The organism is Segeticoccus rhizosphaerae (assembly GCF_009192725.1).
GTDB lineage: Bacteria > Actinomycetota > Actinomycetes > Actinomycetales > Dermatophilaceae > Segeticoccus > Segeticoccus rhizosphaerae.
Map to the genome: position 1 here is coordinate 1 of NZ_VOHR01000336.1, position 3,937 is coordinate 3,937.

Consider the following 3,937-nt stretch of genomic DNA (forward strand, 5'->3'; position numbering starts at 1 on the left):
CACCGCGTCGCGGGCGACCCGGACGCCGAGGTGCGCCGGGTCGCGGTCCTGGGCGGTGCCGGGGACGACCAGTTCGATGCGGTGCGCGGCTGCGGCGCGGACGTCTTCGTGACGGCCGACCTGCGCCACCATCCCGCGTCGGAGGCGAGGGAGGAGGCCAGGGGCGGCACGCCATACCTCATCGACGCCGGGCACTGGGCGACGGAGTGGCTCTGGCTGGCCAGTGCCCGTGACGAACTCCTCCGGACACTCGCCGACCGGGGAGATACGGTGGAGTTCCACATCTCCAGCCTGTGCACCGACCCGTGGGACTTCGTGGTCGATGCACGCACCGCACCCGAGCCCGGAGGCCGTCCTGAAAGCTGAACTGAGTCGTCAGTGGCGCCTGCTCGACCTGCAGGCGCTGGACACGAGGATCGACCAGATCGACCACCGCAAGGCGAGCCTGCCGGTGCTGAAGGAGCTCGAGGGTCTGCAGCGGGAGGCGTCGGCTCTGGACGCCGAGGTGGTCAGGGCGCGCACCGCCTTCGACGACGTGGGCCGCGAGATCGCCAAGTCCGAGGCGGACGTGCAGCTGGTCCGCGACCGCGCCCTGCGCAACCAGACCCGGCTCGACTCGGGACAGGGCACCGCCAAGGACATGCAGGCGCTGCAGCACGAGATCACCTCACTGGCGCGGCGGCAGTCGGAGCTGGAGGACCTCGAGCTGGAGGTCATGGAACGGGCGGAGGGGCTCGAGACCACCCTGCGTGAGCACGAGGCCGCCCGGGCCGAGCTCGCATCGCGCATCGCCGACCTGGAGGCGGCTCGCGACAAGGAGCTCGGGGAGCTCGACGCCGAGCGGGAGCAGGTCGTCGCGGAGCGGGCGCAGACCGTGTCGGGTGTGGGCGAGGACCTGATCGCCCTCTACGACAAGGTCCGGGCCTCGAGCGGCGGGCTGGGCGCGGCCGCCCTGACCCAGCGGCGGTGCGGTGGCTGCCGACTCGAGCTCAACCAGGTGGACCTGGGCCGCATCGCGGCCGCGCCGGAGGACGAGGTGGTGCGCTGCGAGGAGTGCCGCCGCATCCTCGTGCGGACCTCCGAGTCGGGGATCTGAGCGGTGGGGCGCAGGCTCATCGTCGAGGCCGACGGGGGATCCCGCGGCAACCCGGGCAAGGCGGGGTATGGCGCGCTGGTCCGGGACCCGGGCACCGGCGCGGTGATCGCCGAGCGTGCCCGCTCCGTCGGCATCGCCAGCAACAACGTGGCCGAGTACTCCGGTCTGATCGCGGGCCTGCGGGCTGCCCAGTCGATCGACGCGGGTGCGGACATCGAGGCCCGGATGGACTCCAAGCTGGTCGTCGAGCAGATGTCCGGCCGCTGGAAGATCAAGCACCAGGACATGCGCCGACTCGCGCTGGAGGCGCGTGACGTCGCGGCCGAGATCAGCGCGGCCGGCGGGTCGGTGACCTTCACCTGGGTGCCGCGGGCCGAGAACTCCGCTGCCGACGCCCTCGCCAACGCCGCCATGGACGGGCAGACCATCGAGCGCGACCCGGCCGACCTCGCCGGCCCGGACGAGACCCCCGGCGAGGCCGCAGCGCCGGGTGACGCGAATGCCACGGGACCGTCGTCGGACGTGGCTGGTGCGATGCGGACTCCGGTGCAGGAACAGGTCATCAGCGACAGTCGGCACGCCGATCTCGATGCGCCCTCGCGGATCATCCTCGTCCGGCACGGGGTCACGAACTTCACCGTGGCCGGCAAGCTCGACGGCCGCGGGGGAGCGGACCCCTCACTCAATGAGCAGGGGCGCTCGCAGGCCAAGGCCGCAGGCGCTGCGGTGCGGGAGCTGCTCGAGGACATGCCGCACGGGCCGGTCCGGGTGCTGTCGTCCTCCCTGGCCCGCGCGGTCGAGACCGGAGAGGCGGTCGCCGCTGCCCTCGGCCTCGAGCCTGTCATCGACGCCGACTGGGACGAGCAGGGATTCGGCGATTGGGACGGCAAGAGCATGGCCCAGATCGCCGCCCGCTTCCCCGACGACCTGAGGTCGTTGCGCACCGACGACGACTATGCCCGGCCCGGTGGCGAGTCGCACCGCCAGCTCTTCGAGCGGGTGGGTGGCGCCCTGCACCGTGCGGTCGACCTCGGCGGAACCGTCGTCGTGGCCACCCACCGCAAGCCGATCATGTGCGTTCTCTCGCAGCTGCTCGCCATCCCGCACGAGCGACTCTGGTCGATCGCCACCTCGCCGGCGTCCTTGACCGGCATCGAGGTGTGGGCGGACGGCGGGTTCTCCGTGTCGTTCGTCAACGACACCCACCACCTCACCCGATGACCCGCGATGACTGACGACCGGCCGGCATACCGACCCGACACGCTCGCCGTGCGCGGCGGACTGGCGCGCAGCGACTTCGAGGAGACCTCGGAGGCGCTTTTCCTCACCTCCGGGTTCGTCTACGGTTCCGCGGAGGAGGCCGAGGCGGCCTTCGCCGGGAAGAGTGACCGGTTCCTCTACTCGCGCTACGGCAACCCCACCGTGGCCATGTTCGAGGACCGGATGCGGCTGCTGGAGGGCACCCAAGCGTGCTTCGCGACGGCGAGCGGGATGTCGGCGGTGTTCGTGGCGCTCGCGGCGCTGCTCGGGCAGGGCGACCGGGTCGTGGCCTCACGCGGGCTCTTCGGCGCCTGCTTCGCCATCCTCGACGAGGTGCTGCCGCGGTGGGGGGTCGAGACGGTCTTCGTCGACGGCACCGACCTCGAGCAGTGGCGCGCGGCCTTGTCGCAGCCGACGGCCGCCGTGTTCTTCGAGAGTCCCAGCAACCCGATGCAGGAGCTGGTGGACATGTCCGCCGTGTGCGGCCTCGCGCACGCGGCCGGCGCGCAGGTGGTCGTGGACAACGTCTTCGGCACGCCCGTCTTCTCCCACCCGGTCGAGCACGGGGCGGACGTCGTCGTCTACTCGGCGACCAAGCACATCGACGGGCAGGGCCGGGTGCTCGGCGGCGCCGTGCTCGGGACCAGTGAGTTCATCGACGGCCCGGTCAGGACGCTGATGCGCCGCACCGGACCCTCGATGTCGCCGTTCAACGCCTGGGTGCTGCTCAAGGGCCTGGAGACCATGTCATTGCGGGTGCGGGCGATGGCGTCCTCCGCGCTGGAGCTGGCTCGGGTCCTGGAGTCACATCCCCGGGTGTCGCGGGTGCTCTACCCGTGGCTCGACTCGCACCCCCAGCACGGGCTCGCGCATGCCCAGATGGAGGGGGGAGGGACGGTCGTGACGCTCACCCTGGACGGCGGCAAGGCCGAGGCGTTCGCACTGATGAACGCGCTGCGACTGGTCGACATCTCCAACAACCTGGGCGACGCCAAGTCGATCATCACCCACCCGGCCACGACGACCCACCGCAGCGCCGGAGCCGAGGGACGCGCGGCCATGGGCATCACCGACGGCACGCTGCGGATCTCGGTCGGACTGGAGGACACCCGCGACCTGGTCGAGGACTTCACCCGGGCGCTGGCCTGATCCGGCGGGGCCGCTCCCCAGCCAGTCCTGCGGTCAGGTCTGCGCCCGGTCGGTGAGTTGCCGGTAGACCAGGTCCGCGGCCGCGAGGTAGGTCACCGCGTAGTAGCTGCGGCGTCCCTGGTCGTCCGCCTCACGGGCCTTCTCCGGTGAGCGCTCGGTCCAGCGCCGGTGCAGCTCCTGCAGCTCCCGTGCGAACGCTTCGGCCTCCGGCCTGCTGAGGTGCAGGGCGGCGTCGGCGATCATCGCCTCGGCGTCGTCCGACGTGGTGGTGGCCATGGCCGCGTCGACGAGGGCGTGGCTGTTGTTCTGCGCCCATCTCCTACCTCGTCGCCGCAGCGTGCGCGGGAGCCGTCCGCGCGCGACTCGGAGCGCCGTCGCAGCCGCCCGGGCCGCGCGAGCCACTGCGGGCCTCGATCCGCGCGGGCCTCGCCT

5 protein-coding genes are annotated in these 3,937 nt (G+C 72.0%); 4 read left to right on the plus strand and 1 reads right to left on the minus strand.

What is annotated here, in order from left to right; all coding sequences use genetic code 11:
- The 4 genes from FRW57_RS18520 to FRW57_RS18535 all read left to right on the plus strand — a co-directional run.
- The coding region (locus FRW57_RS18520; protein ID WP_203230409.1) for a Nif3-like dinuclear metal center hexameric protein at positions 1-366 on the plus strand (366 nt) is incomplete at its 5' end.
- Positions 323-1,096, plus strand: coding sequence for a zinc ribbon domain-containing protein (locus tag FRW57_RS18525; RefSeq protein ID WP_238384587.1), 774 nt, complete (start codon positions 323-325; stop codon positions 1,094-1,096). The genes FRW57_RS18520 and FRW57_RS18525, both read left to right, overlap by 44 nt.
- A gap of 3 nt (positions 1,097-1,099) precedes the next feature.
- Positions 1,100-2,317 carry a bifunctional RNase H/acid phosphatase gene (locus FRW57_RS18530; RefSeq protein ID WP_137120943.1) on the plus strand — a complete coding sequence of 406 codons (1,218 nt, stop codon included), beginning with the start codon at positions 1,100-1,102 and terminating at the stop codon, positions 2,315-2,317.
- Between the two features lie 6 nt (positions 2,318-2,323).
- Positions 2,324-3,505, plus strand: a complete 1,182-nt coding sequence (locus tag FRW57_RS18535; RefSeq protein WP_137120944.1) for an O-succinylhomoserine sulfhydrylase — start codon at positions 2,324-2,326, stop codon at positions 3,503-3,505.
- 33 nt (positions 3,506-3,538) lie between these two features.
- Here FRW57_RS18535 and FRW57_RS18540 read toward each other — a convergent pair.
- On the minus strand, positions 3,539-3,937 hold a 399-nt coding region (locus FRW57_RS18540), incomplete at its 5' end, for a hypothetical protein (protein WP_203230410.1).